Origin of the sequence: Kitasatospora sp. NPDC004614, from assembly GCF_042873675.1 — a bacterium.
GTDB lineage: Bacteria > Actinomycetota > Actinomycetes > Streptomycetales > Streptomycetaceae > Kitasatospora.
In genome coordinates, this window is record NZ_JBIALR010000001.1 from 1,193,965 (window position 1) to 1,215,814 (window position 21,850).

Genomic DNA, 21,850 nt, shown 5'->3' on the forward strand with positions numbered 1-21,850 from the left:
TAGACTGCGGCAATCCATACCAGGCGCGTCCATGTCACGGATTTGGGGGTGGGCCGAGGTGAAGCGTTTCCGCTTACTCGTCGCGGGCAACGCGGTTTCCGCGTACGGCAGTTATCTGAACATGGTGGCGCTCAACGTCTTCGTCTACCACCTGACGGGCAGCGCGCTGACGGCCGGTCTGTACATGGCGGTGCGGCTGCTGACGAGCGTGGCGTCCGGGGTCGTCGCGGGCGCTCTCGCGTCGCGGATTCCGCGCAAGCGGCTCATGGTGGGGGCGGATCTCACCCAGGCCGCCGCGCTGGTCCTGCTGCTGCTGGCGCCGTCGGGCGCCCGGGTCGCGCTGCTGTTCGGGCTGGCCGTCATCGCCGGCGCCTGCTCGACGGTGTCGGGGGTGTCGCTGCGCAGCGCGGTGCCCGAGATCGTCGGGGCGGAACTGCGGACCAGGGCCAACAGCCTTCTGGCGACCGGCCGTTCGCTCGCGATGGTGGCCGGGTTCGGCTCCGCGGGCATCATCGTCTCCCACCTCGGCTACCGCTGGGCCTTCGCCTTCGACGCGCTGTCGTTCGTCGTCTCGGCGAGCGTGCTGCTGTCGCTGCCGATCCGGACCGAGGCCGCGCGGGAGAAGGAGACCCCGGCCGCCACGAAGGCCGAGCCGGCGGGCGGCGGCGGACGGTGGGCCACGCTGGTGCTGCTGCGGTCGATGCCCGTGGTGGCCGTGATGGTCCTGGTCCGGGCGGTGGACGGCCTGGGCTCCTCGTCCCACAACGTGGCCCTGCCGATCTACTCCGACGCGCTCGACCACGCCCATCCGGCCGCGTTCATCGGCCAGTTCTGGGCGACCTGGGCGATCGGCAACATCGCCATGCAGCAGATCCTGTCCCGCTGGACCTCCCGTACGGGCCGCAGCCCGGGCGAGCGGATCTTCGCGCTGGGCGCCTGCGTGATGTCGGCCGCGTTCATCCTCGTCTTCAGCGGGCTGCCGACCGCCCTCGCGGTCGTGGTGTCCCTGGTGGCGGGCATGGCGGACGGCCTGACCGAGGTCGCCTACGTCTCGCGGCTCCAGACCACCCCGGACGCGCAGCGGGCCCGGCTGTTCGGCCTGTCGGCGTCGGTGGAGAACCTGGGCTTCGGCCTCGGCATGATCCTCAGCGGCGCATTACTGGAGCACTTCTCGCCGCTGCAGGTGGTGGGCGGCCTGCACGGGCTGGCGATCCTGCTCTGCGTCGGGTTCCTGCTGCTGCTGGTGCGCGGCGCGGTCGCGGGACGGGCCACCCCGGCGCGTGAGCGGAAGCCGGAGGAAGCGGTCGACGACCGGGTCCCCGCGTCCGAAGGAGGACGGACATGACCGCTCCCGACGACCGCCGGGTCGCCGTCATCGGGCTCGCGCTCCGCCTTCCCGGCGCCAACACCGCAGACGACTTCTGGCGGCTGATACGCGAAGGCGAGGACCGCGTCCGGCATTTCACGGAAGAAGAACTCGCCGCCGCCGGAATCCCGCCCGAGAAGTACCGGGCACCGGATTTCGTGGGCGCCAGCGCCGTCCTGGACGACATCTCGCATTTCGACGCACCGTTCTTCGGCATGAGCGGCCGAGAGGCCTCCTACACCGATCCGCAGCACCGCCTGTTCCTCGAAGTCGCCTACCACGCACTCGAGAACGCCGGCTACCCGCAGGAGCGCCCGGGTGCGCGCATCGGTGTCTGGGCCAGCACCGGGTACCAGCTGTATCCGATGCAGACCTACCTGCTCAACAACGTGTTCCAGGGAGCGCTCGCGGACGACTGGCTCTCCCGCCTGCAGGTGGTGATCGGCAACTCTCCCGACTTCACCGCCACCCGCACCTCCTTCCGGCTGGACCTGACCGGCCCGTCCGTCAACATCCAGACGGGGTGCTCCAGTTCGCTCGTCGCGGTGAAGACCGCCGCGCAGGCGGTGCTGGACGGCGAGACCGACATCGCGCTGGTCGGGGCCACGGCCGTGCACACGCCGCAGGTGCTGGGCTACGAGTACGTCAAGGGCTCGATCCTGTCGAGGACGGGCCGGGTGCGGGCGTTCGACGGGTCGGCGGACGGCACGGTCGGCGGCAACGCCGTGGCCGCGATCGTCCTCAAGCGGCTCGACCGGGCCGTCGCCGACCGGGACACCGTCCACGGCGTCATCAGCGGCTGGGGCGTCAACAACGACGGCGCCGCCAAACACACCTTCAGCGCGCCCAGCGCGGTCGGCCAACAGGGCGCGATCCGGCGGGCGTTGGAGACGGCCGGGGTCGGCGCGGACGAGATCGGCCTGCTGGAGACCCACGGCACCGGCACGCTCAAGGGCGACCCGATCGAGTTCGACGGCGCCACCGCGGCGTACCGCGTCGACACCGACCGCACCGGCTACTGCGCACTCGGGTCGACCAAGGCCAACATCGGCCACCTGGACGTCGCTTCGGGCCTGGTGGGCCTGATCAAGGCGATGCTCGCGGTACAGCACGGGGTGATCCCGCCGATGGCCAACTTCGAGCACCCCAACCCGGCGCTCGACCTCGACACCAGCCCCTTCTACATCCCCCGCGAAGCCCGGCCGTGGCAGCAGGACGGCCGCCCGCGCCGGGCCGGGGTCACCTCGCTGGGCATGGGCGGCACCAACGCCCACGTCCTGCTGGAGGAGCCGCCGCCCGCGTCCCTCCGGCCGGCGGACGACGCCCACCCCACGCCCGGCGTCCTGCTGGTCTCCGGACGCGACCCGCAGGCGCTCACCGCGAACGCCCGCGCCCTCCGCACCCACCTGCGCCGGCACCCGGACCCCGCACTGCCCGACCTGGTCACCACCGCCGCCCTCGGCCGCACCCACGGACGGCACCGGCTCGCCGTGCGCGGCGACAGCCCCGCGGCACTCGCCGCCGCGCTCGACCGCTGGCTGACCGGCCCGGCCCCCGCGGGCGGCGGGCGCGGTCCGGTGTGGACCGGCCTCGCCCCGCGCGAGGGCGCGACCCCCGTCGGCTTCCTGTTCGCGGGCCAGGGCAGCCCCTCCCGAGGCATGGCCGCCGCCCACGACGGCAGGTTCCGGGAGGTCGCGGACGTCCTCGACGCCTGCGAGGCCCAGTACCGCCGGGAGTACGGCACACCGCTGCTGGACGCGTTCCGCACCGGCACCGAAACCGCCGAGCACCAGACCTGGCCGACCGGCACCGCGCAGCCCGCACTGTTCGCCCTCCAGGCGGCACTCACCCGGATGTGGGACCGGGCCGGCGTACGGCCCGCGATCGTCGCCGGTCACAGCGCCGGCGAGTACGCGGCGCTCGCCGCCGCCGGGGCACTCACCGTGGCGGACGGCCTGCGGCTCACCGCCGAACGCGGCCGGCTCATGCAAGGCTGCCCGCCCGGCGCGATGGTCGCCGTCGCCGCCGACCGGACCACCGCCGAACAACTGGCCGCCGAGATCCCCGGACTCGAGATCGCCGTCGCCAACGGCGAACGCTCGCACGTCCTGGGCGGACCGGTCGAAGCGGCCGAGAAGCTTCTCGCGCTGCTCGCCGAACGCGGCATCCCCGGCGAGCGGCTCCCGGTCGACCGCGCCTTCCACACCGCGCTGACCGAACCGGCGCTCGGAGCGTTCCGCACGGTCCTGGAAGGCATCGACTTCCGACCGCTGACCATCCCCTTCGTGAGCGGGCTGGACGGCAAGCTCCGCCCTGCGGGCTGGGTACCGGACGCGGACTACTTCCTGCGGCACACCCGGGAAGAGGTGCGGTTCGACGCCGTACTCGCGACGCTCGGGGCGGGCGATCCCGTGCTGCTCGACATCGGCCCGCACCACACCCTCGGTGGCCTGGCCCGACGCGCCCTGCCCACCGCCACCGTGGCCTCGGCGATGCGCCGCGGCGCGGGCACCGACCCCCTGTGGTCCGCAGCCGCCGCCCTGCACTGCGCGGGCGCGCCCGTGGACTGGCACCACCTGCTGGAAGGCACCGGCGGCGGCCGCACCCCGCTGCCCGCCTACCGCTTCCAGCGCCGGCACTACTGGACAGGCCCCGAACCGGCGATCAGCGCATTCGGTGAACCAACGGAAGACGAGGACGCAGTGGAACTGAGCAACGCAGGCACGATCACCGCCGACGACGTGTGCCGTCACATCGTCGAAGTGACGGTCGGTCAGCTGGGGGCGGAACCCGGGGCGGTGAACGACGACACCTCGTTCTTCGACCTGGGCGCCGACTCGTTGCAGCTGATCCACATGCTGCGGCTCATCGAGCAGGAACACCAGGTCAAGATCGCCATGCGCGAGCTGTTCGAGGAGGCCGGCACGCCTCGGCTGCTGGCCGAGCTGATCGTGGGCCGGATCCCGGGCGCCCCGGCACCCGCCCCTGCTGCGCCCGCCGCTCCTGCCCCCGCTCCTGCCCCCGCGCCCGCCGCTCCTGCCCCCGCGCCCGCCGCTCCTGCCCCCGCGCCCGTCCCCGTCCCCGCTCCTGCGCCGGTCGTCCCCACGCAGGTCGCCCCCGCGGTTCAGCCCGCCGCCCCGATGTACGCGACACGTCAGGAGATCGAAGACCTGGCCCGCCAGATCCAGCAACTCACCCAGATCCAGCTCCAGATGATGACGCAGCTCTCCGAACTGGTGACCCGTCAGCTCGCCTCCCTGCCCGGCGGCGCGTCCACCCCGGCCGGTGGCCGATGAGCGCCCGGCAGCACCAGGACGGCATCGCGGCCGTCACCGCCGCGGCCGACAGCGACCTCTCCGCGATGGCGGAACTCTCGCGACGGATCGCCGAGCAGCTGGCCGGCGCAGCCCCGACCGCATCCCTGACCGCCGCCGCGCCGTCCGAGCCGACCGCGCCCGTGCCGTCCGGCGCCGCACCGAAGATGCACGGCCCGCGGGTCGCCGTCGACCGCGCCTCCGGCATGGCCAGCGGCACCGGGCCGGAGAGCCGCAAGCGGCACCTGGACGAGCTCGTCCGCCGGTACACCGCGAAGACGCCGACGTCGAAGGAGCTGGCGCAGCGCCACCGCCGGGTGCTGGCCGACAGCCGGGCCGTGGTCGGCTTCCGCTCCAGCACCAAGGAGATGCTGTACCCGATCGCGGCGCGCGGCGCTTCCGGCGTGTCGATCACCGACATCGACGGCAACGGCTACACCGACATCACCATGGGCTTCGGTGTGCTGATGTTCGGCCACGAGCCGCCGTTCGTCCGCGAGGCCGTACGCGAACACCTGTCTCGCGGTGTGCAGTTGGGGCCGCGCAACGCCGAGACGGGCGAGGCGGCCGAGCTGCTCGCCGAGATCACCGGCATGGAGCGGGTGGCGTTCGCCAACTCCGGAACGGAGGCCAACTCGGCCGCGATCCGGCTCGCCCGCGCCGCCACCGGACGCCGGAAGATCGTGACGTTCCACGGTTCGTACCACGGGCACGCGGACAACGTCCTCGGCCGCGCGGCGGGGACGGGCGAGGAGCACGCGACCGCGCCCGTGTCGATCGGCATCCCGGACAGCGCGGTCGCCGACCTGCTCGTCCTCGACTACGGCGACCCGGCGTCGCTGCGCGTCATCGAAGAGCAAGCGCCGTTCATCGCCGCCTGCATCATCGAACCGGTGCAGAGCCGCCACCCGTCCCTGCAACCGGTCGAGTTCGTCCGGGAGTTGCGCGAACTCACGCAGCGCCACGGCATCATCCTCATGTTCGACGAAATGCTGACCGGCTTCCGCCCGGCGCTGCGCGGCGCGCAGGAGCTGTACGGGGTGACACCGGACCTCGCCACCTACGGAAAGCTGCTCGGCGGCGGCTTCCCGATCGGCGCGATCGCCGGACGGGCCGACATCATGGACGGTGTCGACGGCGGCTACTGGAGCTACGGGGACGCCAGCTACCCGCCCGGCGAGACGACCTTCTTCGGCGGCACCTACATCCAGCACCCGGTGTCGATGGTCGCCGCCCGCGCCGTCCTCACCCACCTCAAGACGCAGGGGCCGTCGCTCCAGCAGCGCCTCAACGACCGGACGGACCGGTTCGCGGCCGGGCTCAACGGCTTCTTCGAGGCCGAGGAATTCCCGCTGCGGCTCGCCCACTTCGGCTCGATGTTCCGCTTCGAGCACCGCGCCGACATGGAACTGCTCTACCACCACCTGCTGCTGCGCGGGGTGTTCGTCTGGGAGTGGCGGAACTTCTTCCTGTCCACCGCGCACACGGACGAGGACCTCGCCGTCGTCACGGACGCCGTGCAGGGCTCGCTGCGCGAGCTGCGCGACGCCGGGTTCTTCCCAGGCGCCCGCCTGCTGACCCGGCCGGCCGCCGTGCCGGCTGCCGCGTCGGTCGCCGCCGTGCCGGCTGCCGTGCCGGTCGCTGCCGCGCCGGCTGCCGCGTCGGTCGCTGCCGCGCCGGCTGCCGCGTCGGTCGCTGCCGCGCCGGCTGCCGCGTCGGTCGCCGCCGTGCCGGCTGCCGTGCCGGTCGCCGTGCCGGTCGCCGTGCCGGTCGCCGTGCCGGTCGCCGTGCCGGCTGCCGTGCCGGTCGCCGTGCCGGTCGTCCCCGCTCCGGTGGCCCAGGCGCCCGTCGCGCCGCAGGCACCGGCACCGGTCGCGCCGATGCCCCTCTCCGGTCCGGCCCGCGACCGCACCCAGGCCCCGGCCACCGTCCCGGCCGCCGCCACGGTCCCGGCCGCCGCCACGGTCCCGGCCGCTGCTCTGGCCCCGGTCCCCGTCCCGGCCGCCGCCACCGTCCCGGTCCCGGCCGCCGCTCTGGCCCCGGCCACCGTCCCGGCCGCCGCCACCGTCCCGGTCCCGGCCGCCGCTCTGGCCCCCGCCACGGTCCCGGCCCCCGCCCCGGCCCCCGCTCTGGCCCCGGCCACCGTCCCGGCCTCGGCCACCGTCCCGGCCCCGGCCACCGTCCCGGCCCCGGCCACCGTCCCGGCCCCGGCCACCGTCCCGGCCCCGGCCACCGTCCCGGCCCCGGCCACCGTCCCGGTGTCCGTCCAGCCCCGCACCGCCGGTCCCGGCCCCGACTTCAGCATCTACTTCTTCGGCGACTACCCCCAGGAGGACGCCCCCCGCCTGGACAAGTACGCCATGATCCTGGAGACCGCCCGGTACGCCGACACCCACGGTTTCCACTCCCTCTGGATGCCCGAACGGCACTTCCACTCCTTCGGCGGCCTGTTCCCCAACCCCGCCGTGCTCGGGGCGGCTCTCGCCCGGGAGACGGAACGCGTCCGCATCAACGCGGGCTCGGTCGTCCTGCCGCTCCACGACCCGATCCGGGTCGCCGAGGAGTGGTCGATGGTGGACAACCTCTCCGGCGGACGGATCGGCATCGGCTGCGCGAGCGGCTGGAACGCCAACGACTTCGTCTTCTTCCCGGAACGGTTCGGCCGTCACCGGGAGTCGATGTTCGACCAGCTCGCCGAGGTCCGGAAGCTGTGGCGCGGCGAGGCCCTCACCCGCACCGTCGGGGACGGGAGCGAGACCGAGCTGCGGCTGTTCCCGCAGCCGGTCCAGGACATGCCGCCAATGTTCACGGCGGTCGTCGGCAACCCGGCCTCCTACGAGTCGGCGGCCCGCCACGACCTCGGCATCGTCACCAACCTGATGTCGCAGAGCATCGACCAGCTGCGCGAGAACATCGCCCTCTACCGCCGTGCCCGCGCCGCCCACGGCCTCGACCCGGCCACCGGGCGGGTCGCCATCCTGCTGCACACCCTGCTCGGCGCCGACCACGACCAGGCGCGCGAGGCGGCGTTCGAGCCGCTCTCGCGGTACATGCGGGCCTCGCTCTCGCTGTTCGGCGGGGTGGCGAACAGCCTCGGGTACAAGGTCGACATGTCGTCGCTGAGCCAGGACGACCAGGACGTGCTGTTCGAACGCGCCTACCGGCGGTACTGCGACGACCGGGCACTGATCGGCACGGCCGACAGCGTGCGGCCCGTCGTGGACGCCGTCAGGGCGGCCGGCGTCGACGAGATCGTCGCGCTGGTGGACTTCGGCGTCCCGGCGGCCACCCTGCGGGCCGGGCTGCCCCACCTCGACTCGCTGCGCCGCTCCTACGCCCGGCCCACCGCCGCGCAGCCCGTGCTGGCCGCCGCGCAGCCCGTGCTGGCCGTCGCAGCACCGCCCCGCACCACCGACACCCCGGCACCCGAAGCGCAGCAGCAGCACCCGCTCTCCTTCGGCCAGCAGCGCATCTGGATGCAGGAGCAGATCCTGCCGGGCCGCACCGCCTACAACGAGTCCAAGGCCCTGCTCCTGGACGGCCCGCTGGACGTCCCCGCGCTCCGGTCCGCCGTGCGTGCGCTCGTGGCCCGTCACGAGAGCCTGCGGACCGTCTTCCGCGACGCCGGCTCGGGCGAGCCCGTGCAGGTGGTGCTGCCGCCGCACGAGCCGGACTTCGAGGTGATCGACCGCTCGGCCGAGACCCCGGCGGGGGCCGACGCGCACGCCGCCGTCCAGGACGTGCTCGACGCGGAGAGCGCCCGCCGCTTCGACCTCGCGAACGGGCCCCTCTTCGTCACCCGGCTGGTGAAGCTCGCCGAGCAGCGGCACGTCCTGGTGCTGTCGCTCCACCACATCGTGGTGGACGCGGCGTCGGCGGCCGTGATGACCCGCGACCTCTCCGCCTTCTACCGGGCCGAGACGGCCGGCCGGACCGTCCCGGACGGCGAGCTGCCCGCACTCACCTGGTCGTACACCGACCACGCCCGTGCGCAGCGGGATGCCGCCCGGAGCCCCGGGGCGTCGGCGGACCTCGCGTACTGGCGGGAGACCCTCGGCGGCGACCTGCCGGTGCTGGACCTGCCCACGGACCGTCCCCGCCCGGCGGTGATGAGCTCCGAGGGCAAGGCCGTCTTCCGCGCCCTGACGCCCGAACTCTCCGACGGGCTGCGGGCGTTGAGCCGGGGCCGGCGGGCCACCCTGTTCATGACGCTGGTCGCGGGCTACGCGGCGCTGCTGCACCGCCTCACCGGGGACCAGGACGTGGTGATCGGCACGCCGATCTCCGACCGCCCCGAGGGCTCGGAGGACCTGGTCGGCTTCTTCATCAACACCCTGGCGCTGCGCGTCGATCTGTCCGGCGACCCCGACTTCGGCACCCTGCTCGACCGGGTGCGGCGCACCGCGCTGGACGCCTACGACCACGCCGACGTGCCGTTCGAGTCGGTCGTGAGGGAGCTGGCGCCGAGCCGCGCCACCGACCGCACACCGGTCTTCCAGGTGCTCGCCGAGTTCGAGCGGGACGAGCCGTTCCGCCTCGACCTGCCCGGCGTGCGGGCCACCGCGCTGGACGCCGGGGCCGACAAGTCCCTCGCCGACCTGTGCGTGTACTTCACCGACGGCGGCCCGTCGGAGGGCATCCGCTGCCACCTGGAGTTCAACACCGACCTGTTCGACCTCGCCACGATCGACGGCTGGTTCACGGCGTTCTCCGGCATCCTGACGCAGGCCGTGGCCGACGCTTCGACGCCGCTTTCGCAGTTGGGCGCGAGCACCGCCGACGGCTGGCTCCGCGGCCCGGTGCGCGAGGTGCCCGACACGACCGTGCACGCCTGGATCGCCCGGCAGGCGGCCCGCCACCCGGGGCGCCCGGCCGTCGTGGACGGCGAAACCGTCCTGACGTACGGCGAGTTGGAGCGCCGGGCGACCCGGCTCGCCGCCGTCGTCCGGGACCGGATCGGCGCGCCGGTGCCCGGCGTGCACCGGCCGGTCCCGGTGTGGCTGAACCGCTCGCCCGAGCTGATCGTCGCGCTGCTCGCCGTCCTCAAGGCCGGCCACGGCTTCGCGCCCATCGACCCGGACCTCGGGCTCGCCCGCGCCAAGGCCGTGCTGGCCGACTGCGCCTCGCCGCTGCTGCTGACCACAGGCGACGCGGTGGCCGCCCTCGACCTGCCCGCCGACGTCACCGTGCTCGACGTCACCGTGCTTGACGTAAACGACCCCGGCACCGCCCCCGCCGCGGCCGACGACCCGGCGACGTCCTCCTCGCTGTGCTACGCGCTGCACACCTCGGGAACGACCGGCCGGCCCAAGGGCGTCGCCGTCCCGCACAGCAGCCTGGTGTCGTTCTGCCAGTGGCACCACCAGCACTTCGCGACGACGTCCGAGGACCGCACGGCCCTGGTGTCCAGCGTCAGCTTCGACGGCTCGCTGATGGAGATCTGGCCGACCCTGACGGCGGGCGCCACGCTCGTCGTCGCCGATGCCGAGACCCGCAAGGACCCGCTGGCGCTGGCCCGTTGGTACACCGTGCACGGCATCACCTTCGCCTTCCTCACCACGGCCTTCGCCGAGTCGCTGCTCGGCCTCGACGAACGCCGCCAGCCGCCGCTGCGCCATCTCGCCGTCGGCGGCGACGTGCTGAGGGTGCGGCCGCACGCGTCGGCGGCGTACCGGGTCACCAACGTGTACGGGCCGACGGAGGCCACCATCCTGTGCACGGTGGCGACCGTCGCCCCCAAGGGCGCCCAGGCCGGCCCGATCCCGATCGGCCTGCCCGTCGACAACGTCCGGATCCGGCTGGTGGACGCCGACGGCAGGCCGGTGCCCGACGGGACGCCCGGCGAGCTGTACGTCGCCGGAGCCGGAGTCGCGCACGGCTACCTGGACCGGCCGGACGAGACCGCCGCACGGTTCCTGCCCGACCCCGAGGGCCCGATGTACCGCACCGGCGACCTGGTGCGGCGCAACCCCGCCACCGGGGAGCTGGAGTTCTGCGGGCGCGCCGACGACCAGGTGAAGATCCGCGGGTTCCGGGTCGAACCGGGCGAGGCGACCGAGCAGTTGCGTCAGGTGTGGGGCGTGCGGGAAGCCGCCGTCCTCGCCCGCCGCGACGCCCGCGGGGACGCCCACCTGGTCGGCTACCTCGTCCCGGCCGAACCACTGGGCGGCGACGACGCGACGGCCGCCGCACAGCGCACGGCCTTCGCGACCCTGGCCGCCGGGGCGCTCGCACGCCGGGTGCCGGACTACCTGGTGCCGCGGGCCTGGGCGGTCCTCCCGGCGCTGCCGCTCAACGGCATCGGCAAGCTGGACCGTTCCGCCCTGCCCGAGCCGGACATCACCGTCCCGACGGCGCCCGCCCCGCCGACGGCGCCCGCACCGGCCCCCGCCCCGTCGCCGACCCTCCAGCGGGTGCGCCGGCTGTGGGCGGCCGAGTTCGGCATCGACGCGACCGCGGTCGACCCGCAGACGTCGTTCTTCGAGCTGGGCGGGCACTCGATCACCGCGATCCGGCTGGTGAACCGGGTGCGCGAGGCACTCCAGGTCGACGTGCCGGTGACCCGCCTCTTCCAGCAGCCGACCCCGGAGGCGATGGCCGCCTTCGTCGACGCGTCCCGCCCGTCGGCGGACGAAGCCTCCGCTCCGGCCGCCTCGCCCGACCGCCCCCCTCTCACCGCCACCCAGGGGAGGTTCGCGGACCGCATCGGCAAGCTCCCCGTGCCCGAGGTGTTCAACGTCGCGATGCGGCTCCTCATCACCGGCCCGCTGGACGTCGCCGCCCTCCACGCCGCCCTCACCGGCCTGATCGAGCGCCACGAGTCGCTGCGCACCAGGTGCGTCCGCGACGACCGGACCGGGGAATGGTGGCAGGACGTCCTGCCCGCCGTCCCGGTCGAGCCCCCCGTGGAGGACCTGCGCGGTCTGCCGGAGAGCGAACGCGAGGCCGAGCTGTCCCGGATCAGCACCGAGGCCGCCAGGCACCCGTTCGACCTCGAAGCGGGCGTCCGTCCGGCCGTCCGGCTGGTGCGCACCGGCGAGGAGTCCTGGGCGCTGGTGTTCGTCATGCACCACTCGATGTGCGACGGCTGGGGCGTCAGCGTCCTGTTCAAGGACCTCGAGACCCTCTACCGGGCCGCCCTGACCGGCGAGCCGCACAGCCTGCCGCCGGCGACCCAGCAGACCGACTACGCCCGCTACGAGCGGAGCCTCGACGAGGCCGACCGCGAGGACGACATCGCCTACTGGGAACGCCAGTTGAAGGACGCCACGTTCACCCACGACTTCCCGCTGGACCACCCGCGACCCGAGCAGCTCAGCGGCCAGGGCCAGGTGGCACAGTTCACCGTGTCACCCGAAGCACGAGGCCGCATCGAGGAGTTGGCCAAGCGACTGGGCACCACCCCGTTCGCCGTCACCGTCACCGCCCTGGGCCGCTTCATGGAAACCCTCAACGGCCGCGCCGACAACCTCCTCCAGGTCGCCTACGCCAACCGCCCGCGCCGCGAGGACGAAACACTGCTCGCCTGCACCGTCTCCTCACTGCTGCTGCGCCTGCGCACCGACACCTCGACCCCGTTCGCCGACCAGGTCCGCGCGACCGCCCGCTCCGCCCACGAGGCCCTGGAACACCTGATGCCGCTCTCCCGCTCCGGCCCCCTGCTCCGCGAACGCGGCTACCCGAACGTCCCCGACCGGCTCGCCCACGGCTTCCAGTACCAGAACTCCCTGGAAACCGACATCGACCTCCCCGGCCTCACCATCCAGGTCGAGGACCTGATGGTCCCGGCCGCCCGCGGCGAATTCAACCTCGGCCTCGTCCCGGCCGGCGACGCCCTCGCCGGCTACCTCGAGTACACGACCGACCTCTGGAATCCCGAAACCATCACCACCTGGACCGCCCGCTACACCACCCTCCTGGACAACCTCGTCACCCAGGCCCTGACCGACACCCCCGAAGGCAGCTAGCCCCACCGAATGAAAAGACCCCCAGGAGAACCTGGGGGTCTTTTCATTCGGTGTCCGAGGGGGGACAGACCATGGGCCGACGGCGGTCCGGGCGGCGGGGGTGCTGGAGCTGGCATGACATGCGGAGTCTTGCCGGGTTGGCCGAACGCGGCCAGACCCCGGGTCACTGGATTGTTGTCAGTTGTTGCTGATAGTTCAGTGTTGGTTGGTGGCACCAGACACGCAGTCCCAGAGTTCCAGCCGGGCGTCGTTGGCGAGGCCGCTGGCTGGTCACGACTGCGCTGAAGCCGGGCTGTCGCCTGGAGCGAACTAGCACGATCATGGAGACATCTGTCAAGCTGGGGTGTCTGAGGATGACGATGTGTATGCGGAGTGGAGTAGGCGCGGTTGGTTGCCGTCAATCGAGTGGCGAGTGGGCAGGGCGCGCAGCGTGACCGGATAGGGCGCTTGGCGGCAGCTTCGGCTAATTTCGGGTTCCTCCTCCCGCACCTCGATCTGCTCGTGCTTTACGGCGCTGGTGCCGAGAGCGTCGTGTTCAGAGACCCGAACTCGGCAATGGTGAAGGCCAGACAGTTCGGTGAGGCCCTGGCCGGGGATTTGGTCCGCCGCTTCCGCTTGCAGCCGCAAGGTGATCGGCAGGTGGACCGACTGCATGCTCTGGATCGAGCTGGTGTCCTGCACGGAAACGTCCATCCCGCTTTCGATCAGATTCGCAGCCTCGGCAACGATGCGGTACACAAGGGCTTCGCCGAGCAGGTGGCGGCGTTTCAGGCCGTTAAGACTTGCTTTGCGCTCGGCGTCTGGTTTGACCGGCTGCTGACCGGTTCCCGTGAGCAGCGCGCCTGGGTGCCGCCAGCCCAGCCGAGAGTCCCCCTGGAGCTCAGCGCGGGCGAGCGAGCGGAGCACGAGCGGCTCAACGCTGAGTACTCGAAGGTCCGTGAGGCGCTCGCGCAGACCAAACTGACCTACCGGGATGCCGTCAGCGAGGCGGAAGCACAGCTCAGCGCGCGGCAGGCGGCCGAAGCGGCCCTAGTCGCGGCACAAGCCGAGCGTGCCAGACTCCAGACCCTGCTGGCGGACCTTAAGGAAGCCGCTGCCCAGCCTGTGTCAGAGGCTCTGTCACAGCGCCCTGCGCAGATCGCTGGCACCGCGGCGCGTGACGCGCTGCTCGGCCGTGCGCGGGAGGCAGCGTGCGAGCCGCTAAACGAGGCTCAGGTCCGTGAGGAACTGGACCGCATGTTGCGCAAGGCTGGCTGGTCGGTGCAGGACAACTCCAGCCGATCGCTGAACCTATATGTAGCTCAAGGCGTCGCCGTGCGGGAAATGACGCTGCGTCGTGGGCGCGCCGACTACCTGCTGTACGTGGATGGCCAGCTCGTAGGGGTCATCGAGGCCAAGCGCGAGGGCGATGACTTGCTTGCGGCCGAACAGCAGGCGGCGCGCTACGTGGACGAGCTTAAGGCTGAGCAGCAGCTGGCCTGCTGGCGGAGTGGGCAGCTGCCATTCCGCTATGCCAGCGATGGCGGTAGGACCCTGTTCCGGAACACGCTCGACCCAGAATCGCGTTCTCGACGGGTGTTCTGGTTCCATCGCCCCGAGACCCTGGCCCTTTGGATGCGCCAGGCCGACGACGACCCGTCGGCCCCCACCTTCCGAGCCCGGATGCGCCGTCGCATGCCGCCGCTTGACGAGATCAGCTTGCGCCCGGCTCAGCGTGAGGCAGTAGAGCGTCTGGAGCGCTCGCACTGGACTGGCCGTACCCGTTCCCTGATCCAGATGGCGACGGGCGCAGGCAAGACCTATACAGCAGCGACCTTTTGCTACCGTCTGGCCAAGCACGCTCAGGCCCGAAAGATCCTCTTCCTGGTGGATCGCAACAGCCTGGGTGCTCAAGCCAAGGGAGAGTTCGACAACTACAAGATTCCTGGTACCAGCCGTTACTTCCCGGCCGAGTACAACGTGCAGCGCCTGGCTACCGGCGAGGAAATGCGTGACTCGACCCTTGTCGTGGTCTCCACCGTGCAGCGCCTGTGGATGGCACTGGCCGGTCGCCCCCTCCCCAGCGTGGAGGACGATGCCGAGCAACATGAGGACTTTGAGTCAGCCGGCCCCATCGAGGTGCAGTACAACCCGGGTATTCCCCCTGAAACCTTCGATCTGATCGTCATCGACGAGTGCCACCGCTCTATCTACGGAAAGTGGCGGCAGGTCCTGGAATACTTCGACGCGCACCTGGTGGGCTTGACGGCCACTCCGGTCGCGCAAACGATGGGCTTCTTCGAGCGAAACCTGGTTTCCCAATACACTGAGGAGCAGGCGGTGGCCGACGGGGTTAATGTCCCCTTCGAGGTCTACCGTATCCGCACTGAGATCACCGAGCAGGGCGCGACGATCGAAGCGGGTACTACGGTACCTAAGGTCGACCGGCGCACGCGGCGGGAGAAGTTCGAGGAGCTAGAAGAAGACTTCACCTACCAGGGATCCCAGGTCGGCTCCGTTGTGTTGAGCCTTGATCAGATTCGCTTGGTGATCAGAACCTTCAAGGAGCGCTTGTACACCGATATCTTCCCTGAGCGGGCCAAGGTCCCGGTCGAGCAACGCATGGTCCCTAAGACATTGATCTTCGCGCGCGACGATGAGCACGCTGAGAAGATCGTCGCAATCGTGCAGCAGGAATTCAACCAGGGGCCGGAGTTCTGCCAGAAGATCACCTACAAGGCCAAGAAGGCTGGTAATCTGATCAATGAATTTCGCACCGGCGCGCGCCTACGCATTGCGGTGACCGTTGACATGATCTCCACCGGCACCGACGTCAAGCCCCTCGAGTGCCTCCTGTTCCTGCGCGATATCAAGACCTGGTCTACCTTCCAGCAATTCAAGGGCCGTGGCACTCGCACCATCTCCTCGACTGACCTGCAGCAGGTCAGCCCGGACACCGCAGCCAAGACCCGCTTCGTGCTCGTCGACGCCATTGGGGTCACCGAGCACTCGATGCTGGATGCGGCTCCGCTCGATAAGGACCCCAAGGAGCGCAAGTCCTTGGAGAAGCTGCTGCGTGCGGTAGGCAACAACACCATCACCCCCGACGAAGTCTCCACCCTTGCGGCCCGGCTGGCCAAGCTCCACCAACAACTTGGTCTCGAGGAGCGCGAAGAGCTCGAGCGCGCGGCGGGCAAGCCGCTCACCGAGATCACGCGTGCGATGGTCGACGCGGTCAGCGTCGATCTCCAGGAGGAGGCCAAGGCTCATGCATCGGCAAGTGGAGCCAGCCCCGAAAAGGCCGTCTACGACCTCGCCCGCGCATCAGTGCGTCCGCTGGCCGCTAACCCAGAGCTACGGGCCAAGATTTTGGAACTGCGAAGGTCTGCGGACGTGCTGATCGACGAGGTCAGCGGCGACACTCTGCTGCATGCCGCGCCTGTTGTTGCGACGGAGGACGAGTGCAAGGCGACCGTGCGTGACTTCCGTGCTTACCTACGCGAGCACGCGGACGAGATCGCTGTCTTTCAGCTTGCCTATCAGGACATGGACCGGTCCCCTGTAGAGGTACGAGCGAGGTTGCGGGACATCGCCAACAGCCTCGCCCGCCCGCCGCGCAATTGGACCCCAGCCAGGCTCTGGGATGCCTACGAACGCGTCGGCATTGCCAAGGACGGCGGCAGCCGGACTGACAGGACCCGCAACGCAGCTGACCTCATTTCGCTCATCCGGTACGAGCTCGGCGAACCCGCCGGCGAGGTGCGTGGATTCGCCGAGAACGTGCTCGAACGCTACGCGGCCTGGCTTCTGCGTCAGGAACAGGCTGGCGTCCGCTTCAACGAAACGCAGCGCTGGTGGCTCGACCGCATCGTGGACACAGTCGCCCGGGATGTACGCTTCGACGAGGCCGTCTTCGACGTCGGGGAGCTCGCCGGGCACGGCGGAGCTGATGGGTACATCCGCGACTTCGGTAGCGAAGAGGCCGCCGTACGGTATCTGGACGAACTGAACCGGGAGCTTGCTGCGTGAGTGCGGAATTGCCTGCGGGGTGGACGCGGGCGGCGTTGGCAAGCGTCTGCGAGATCGTCTCCGGAGGGACCCCTAAGACCTCCGTAGCGGCCTACTGGGGAGAGGACGTCGCCTGGATCACTCCCGCCGATATGGCGGAGGATCGGTCACAGGTATTGTTCAGAGGTCGACGAGGTCTCAGTCAGGCGGGCTACGATTCCTGTTCGGCGCGACTTATTCCAGCGGGTTCCGTAGTCTACAGCTCGAGGGCTCCCATTGGCTATACGGCGATTGCAGGCGGGCCCCTCGCTACGAGCCAAGGCTGCAAGAGTGCACTTCCGTCACCAGTCCTTGATTCAAAATATTTGTACTGGTATCTCATTCACGTCACGCCATCGATTGAGCGTCGAGCCAGCGGCACCACGTTCAAAGAGATTTCGGCTAGAGCGTTTGGTGAGACAGAGATCCTATTTCCTGATCTGAGTGAGCAGCGTCGCATTGCCGCCGCCCTCGATGAGCAATTGTCTCGACTGGACGCGGCCCTCGTGGCTATTCGCACCAACCGGCGCCGCGCCGCCCTTGGGATTACTGCACTGGCCAATCAAAAGTTCGCCGGCCTGACAGAGCGTCACCCGATCGGCGATCTCTTCGAAGTGTCGGTTGGCGCTACACCCAGCCGGGCGCGTCCAGACTTCTGGCAGGGAAATATCCCCTGGGTATCAAGCGGTGAGGTCGCTTTTGGTCGGATTACTTCCACGAAGGAGACGATCTCTGCTAATGCTCTCGGGAATCCCGCAAAGCGGCTTCATCCGGCAGGAACTGTCCTCATGGCCATGATTGGCGAAGGGAAGACACGTGGCCAGGTTGCAATTCTGGATATCCCGGCTGCGCATAATCAGAACAGTGCTGCCATCCGTGTCAGTCAAGCCGGATACCTGCCCGAGTATGCCTATTGGTACCTGTTTTCTCAGTACGAGACGAGTCGGAGAATCGCCTCGGGTGGGAACCAGCCAGCGTTGAATAAATCCCGGGTGAAGTCGATACTCTTTCCAGTGGCGCCGCTAGATGTTCAGGCCCGCATCGTCGAGGAGATCGAGACCGCGGCAAGTCATCTTCGAGCTCTTGGGGTCGCCCTTGAAGCCGTTGAGCATAAGGCCGCTGCCCTGCGCCGTTCGCTCCTGGCCGCTGCGTTCTCCGGTCGCCTCGCACCACAGGCATCCACGCCGTCCTTCCAGGAAGAGATTCCGTCGTGAGTACCACCTCCATTTCGAATACGCAAGCTGCCATTCCCTTTCCTGCTGCGCCGCAGCCGATAGAGGATGCGCAGGCGCTGGTCAAGCTGCTGACAGACAACTGCGAGCTTCTGCGGCACTCAGGTGTCTCGGTTCTGGAGTACGTTGAGCAGCTTAGCTATCTGCTGTTCCTGAAAATGGTCCAGGAGCGCAAGACGCGGCGAATCAACAAACTCGTCATTCGCGATGACGGCTACGATTGGGCGAGCCTGGTCGCGTTGCGCGGCACCGCGATGATGGATCGTTACACGGAGATTCTTAACGGCCTGGCGGGGATGCCGGGTATGTTCGGCGCGATCTTCGAGGGTGCGCGGTCGAAGATCGCCGAGCCCGCAGCTCTGGATCGCCTGGTACGCGACGTGTTGGACAAGCACCAGTGGTCGATGACCAACACGGACGTCAAGGGTGACGCCTACGAGGGCTTGCTCAAATGGGGCGCGGAGGATCGCAAGACAGGCGCTGGCCAGTACTTCACGCCTCGCCCTGTGATCGACGCGATGGTCGAGTGTGTGCGGCCCAAGCCCGGCGAGAAAATCACGGATCCAGCTTGCGGTACGGGCGGCTTCCTTATTGCCGCGGCTGACTACATCGAGCGGCACCACGGCTCTTCGATGTCAGCTGAGCAATGGACCAAGCTGCGCAGCGGCGACATCGAGGGCGTGGAGCTGGTGCGTGACACTGCTCGGCTGGCCCTTATGAATATGCTGCTGCACAACGTTGGCTTGCCCAACGGCGAGTCGCTTATTGACGTGCGCGACTCGCTGGCCAAGACTCCGGCCAAGCACTACGACATCGTCCTGGCCAACCCGCCCTTCGGGGTGGGCACGATCAGCGGCGCGAACTACAGCGAGTCCCGCCAGGACCTGTGGACCGCCACCACGAACAAGCAGCTGAACTTCCTTCAGCACATCTTTACCGTTCTCAAGACAAACGGCCGCGCCGCTGTCGTCCTGCCGGACAACGTGCTGTTCGAGGGTGGGGCCGGAAGCCGGATCCGCACCCAGCTGCTGCAGACCTGCGACGTGCATACGATGCTGCGCTTGCCCACGGGTATCTTTTACGCTGGCGGGGTCAAGGCCAACGTGCTGTTCTTCGACAAGCGCAAGCCCAAGCCGGATGGCGCGCCGGCGACGACGCAGCTGTGGGTCTACGACCTGCGCACCAACGTTCACGTCACGCAGAAGCGCAATCCGTTGCGCCGTGAGCACCTCGACGACTTCGTTTCCTGTTACCTGGCGGGCAAGTCGCGTAAGGAGCGGGTGGAGTCCGAGCGGTTCAAGGTCTACGACTATGCGGAGCTGATTGCCCGTGACGGGGTCAACCTCGACCTGACCTTCCTCAAGGACGACTCCCTTGCGGAGGTTGACAGCCTGCCTGAGCCCGAGGTGCTGGTCCAGGAGATCATCAGCGACCTTCAGTCGGCGCTCGCGGAGTTCCAGGCCATTGGTGAGGCCCTCGGCCTCTCCCCTGATGAGTTTGCGGGCGACGTCGCGGAAATGCCCGGGGAAGCACTTTACTGAGTCCCAGAAATAGAACTAGCGGGCTATTATTCCTTCGATCAGGACGCGGGACCGTTCGGGTCTGCTCAGGCGGGGAAGAGAGCCGCGCAGCCCTGATTGGTCCTTCGTCGGTTTGTTTCGAGGGAGGACACTGGCCTTGACCGTTTCTGCAGCCGACATGCCCCAGCAGGTCCGCCAGGTGCGTGAGCAGCTGTGGGAGACCTATCACGGAGTGATAGACGACAACGACATCGCACACTTTGGGGGCGGAAACTATGAGCAGCGCTTCCTATCCCGCGCCCTCGCGGCTCTCACGGTGCGACGGCTCGCCAAGTGCACGGCGACCGAGGCGGCTCGCTTCGTCACTGACGGCATCGCGGACCAGGGGCTAGATGCGATCGCGCCGATGCCCCAGTCCGGGCAGTTGTTGCTGGTGCAGGCCAAATGGAGCGACGGGGGGAAGGCCACGTTCGACGTGGACGCGGCCAAGGCCATGGTCGATGGCCTCAACCGGATCGAGAATGAGCTCTACTCGCAGTTCAACGAGCGTGCGAAGACACTGGCCGAGCAGTCCAGGCCGCTCTTGATCGATGGGGAGACCAAGCTGGTCATCGCGCTGATGGGCACGGCCGCGCCCGACCAACCGGCTTGGGACGTTCTGAAAAACGCCTTGGAGGAGTTCAACAAGTACGGGGATCGGATGACGGTTGAGGTCCTGCTGGCACGAGACTTCCACGCCCAGGTCCACGCCGATCTTCGGCCGGAGCCGATTTGCCTGGACGTCCGCCTGGACGACTGGTACCAGCAGAAGGGTGACCTTGAGGCCTACCAGGGCACGGTCTCAGTTGAGACCGTCGCCGACTGGTATGAGCAGCACGGTTCCGCCCTGTTCGAGCAGAACCTGCGAGCGCCGCTCGGAAGCACCGTCGCTAACGTGGAGATCGGCACCACGCTGACCTCCCAGCCCACCAGCTTCTGGTACTTCAACAATGGCATCACGATGATCTGTGACTCGCTCAAGGCGAAGCACGAGAGTGCCAAGGCACCGCGGAGCCGGCCAACCACCCTCGCAGTGTCCGGGGCGAGCATCGTCAATGGCGCCCAGACCGTAATGGCGATCGCCCGGGCTATGCATGAGGATGGTGAAACCGCGGCCAACGCTACCGTCAGCATCAAGGTCATCAACACGCAGGGCGACAAGAGTCTTGGAGTGCGTGTTTCGCAGGCAGCCAACCGGCAGAACGCCATTGAGGCGCGCGACCATATCGCCCTTGAGCCCGTGCACCAGTCGATCAAAGCGAACCTACGCGCTGAGCTGCGCAAGCAGTACGTCATCAAGCGTGGCGAGCCCGTTCCTGCCCCCGAGACCGGCTGCTCACTGGACGAACTCGCCTTGGCGCTTGCCTGCCTGCATGAGGATGCCGAGCAGGTCGCCCGAGTCGCGAGCTCCACGGAGAACCTCTGGGAGCAGGGCGACACCGGGAGCCATACCTTGCTGTTCGGTCGCGAGCCCTCGCCGCAGAAAGTATGGCGTTCGGTCGAGACGCTACGTACGGCCCGCAGTGCGGTTTACGAGCTCGGTGGTGGCCTAGACGGGCGCGAGGCCGCAGTTGCCGAGCATGGCGCCTTCCTCATCACGCACCTGGTACTCCGACACCTGGACGCAGCGAGTATCGACGATGTTGACTTCGACTGGGACAGTGAGATCCTCGACAAGGTCCCGGCCCTTGTGCCTGAACTCCTGAGGCGGCTGGCCCATGCCATCCGCACGATGTTCGGCGAGCGGGCCCAGGTTCGCACGGCCTGCCAGAACACTGAGTCTTGTCGCCGCCTTGCCGAGCAAATCCTGGCTGAACTGGCGCAGGGCATTGCGCTCCCCGAGCCTCCGGTCAAAGAACGTAAGCAGCGTCGCCAGAACACCGTGCCGCTGTTGGTGGACCGACGCGTGCTTAAGGACGGTACGCCGCTTGATTTTGTGGCGTATACCGAGCCTGAGCGAGCGGCTTTGGAAGCGTGGATGGCCGAGGATGTGCGCCGTGGCCAAGCGACCTGGGTCAACCACCGCACCAAGCCGATCCTGTGGGCCTACGACCAGCAGCGGTACTCCCCGTCGGGGTTGGTCTCCAAGATGTGGTGGGAGGCGGGCTGGGATGAGCGGCCAGTATCCAATCAGGGGACCGCGCGCTGGTTCCGAGCCGACGCTCGGAGCCTGGTGGGCCTCGCTGAGGAGATCCTTGATGCCGAAAGCGGTGAGGACCTCGACAGCGGAAACTGACGGCATCTGTCCCGTTCAGTCGAAGACAGGGCCGCACTCTCTATCGATCTAGTACCAATACCGGTGATTTAGGTTGATTTTTGGCGAGTCGGGGTGGTCTTGGTCGGTCCGACCAGGACGACGCCGGGCCGGCCCGGTCGTGGCGGGTCG

At 69.2% G+C, this 21,850-nt stretch carries 7 protein-coding genes; all 7 read left to right on the top strand.

The window, feature by feature from the left end:
• The first annotated feature begins 58 nt into the window (after positions 1-58).
• The 7 genes from ACFYST_RS05240 (at position 59) to ACFYST_RS05270 (ending at position 21,700) form a co-directional block, all read left to right on the top strand.
• Positions 59-1,345, top strand: coding sequence for an MFS transporter (locus ACFYST_RS05240; protein ID WP_387860017.1), 1,287 nt, complete (start codon positions 59-61; stop codon positions 1,343-1,345).
• A complete protein-coding gene (locus tag ACFYST_RS05245) occupies positions 1,342-4,662 on the top strand; it encodes a type I polyketide synthase (RefSeq protein ID WP_387860019.1) in 3,321 nt (1,106 codons plus the stop codon). Before ACFYST_RS05240 ends, ACFYST_RS05245 begins: the two co-directional genes overlap by 4 nt.
• Positions 4,659-12,647: a MupA/Atu3671 family FMN-dependent luciferase-like monooxygenase gene (locus tag ACFYST_RS05250; RefSeq protein WP_387860021.1), complete on the top strand. Its 7,989-nt coding sequence runs from the start codon at positions 4,659-4,661 to the stop codon at positions 12,645-12,647. The genes ACFYST_RS05245 and ACFYST_RS05250 overlap by 4 nt, the downstream gene beginning before the upstream one ends.
• A gap of 387 nt (positions 12,648-13,034) precedes the next feature.
• Positions 13,035-16,655, top strand: a complete 3,621-nt coding sequence (locus tag ACFYST_RS05255) for a DEAD/DEAH box helicase family protein (RefSeq protein ID WP_387860024.1) — start codon at positions 13,035-13,037, stop codon at positions 16,653-16,655.
• Positions 16,652-17,887 carry a restriction endonuclease subunit S gene (locus ACFYST_RS05260; protein ID WP_387860027.1) on the top strand — a complete coding sequence of 412 codons (1,236 nt, stop codon included), beginning with the start codon at positions 16,652-16,654 and terminating at the stop codon, positions 17,885-17,887. The genes ACFYST_RS05255 and ACFYST_RS05260 overlap by 4 nt, the downstream gene beginning before the upstream one ends.
• On the top strand, positions 17,884-19,446 hold the full coding sequence (locus ACFYST_RS05265; RefSeq protein WP_387860030.1) for an N-6 DNA methylase: 1,563 nt from the start codon (positions 17,884-17,886) through the stop codon (positions 19,444-19,446). The genes ACFYST_RS05260 and ACFYST_RS05265 overlap by 4 nt, the downstream gene beginning before the upstream one ends.
• A 136-nt stretch (positions 19,447-19,582) precedes the next feature.
• Positions 19,583-21,700 (top strand): AIPR family protein, encoded by a 2,118-nt coding sequence (locus ACFYST_RS05270; protein ID WP_387860033.1) that lies wholly within the window; start codon positions 19,583-19,585, stop codon positions 21,698-21,700.
• Positions 21,701-21,850 lie beyond the last annotated feature (150 nt).

Coding starts and splice junctions, on each gene's coding strand:
- ACFYST_RS05250 (WP_387860021.1), top strand. CDS start 4,659: ATGAGCGCCCGGCAGCACCAGGACGGCATCGCGGCCGTCACCGCCGCG.
- ACFYST_RS05245 (WP_387860019.1), top strand. CDS start 1,342: ATGACCGCTCCCGACGACCGCCGGGTCGCCGTCATCGGGCTCGCGCTC.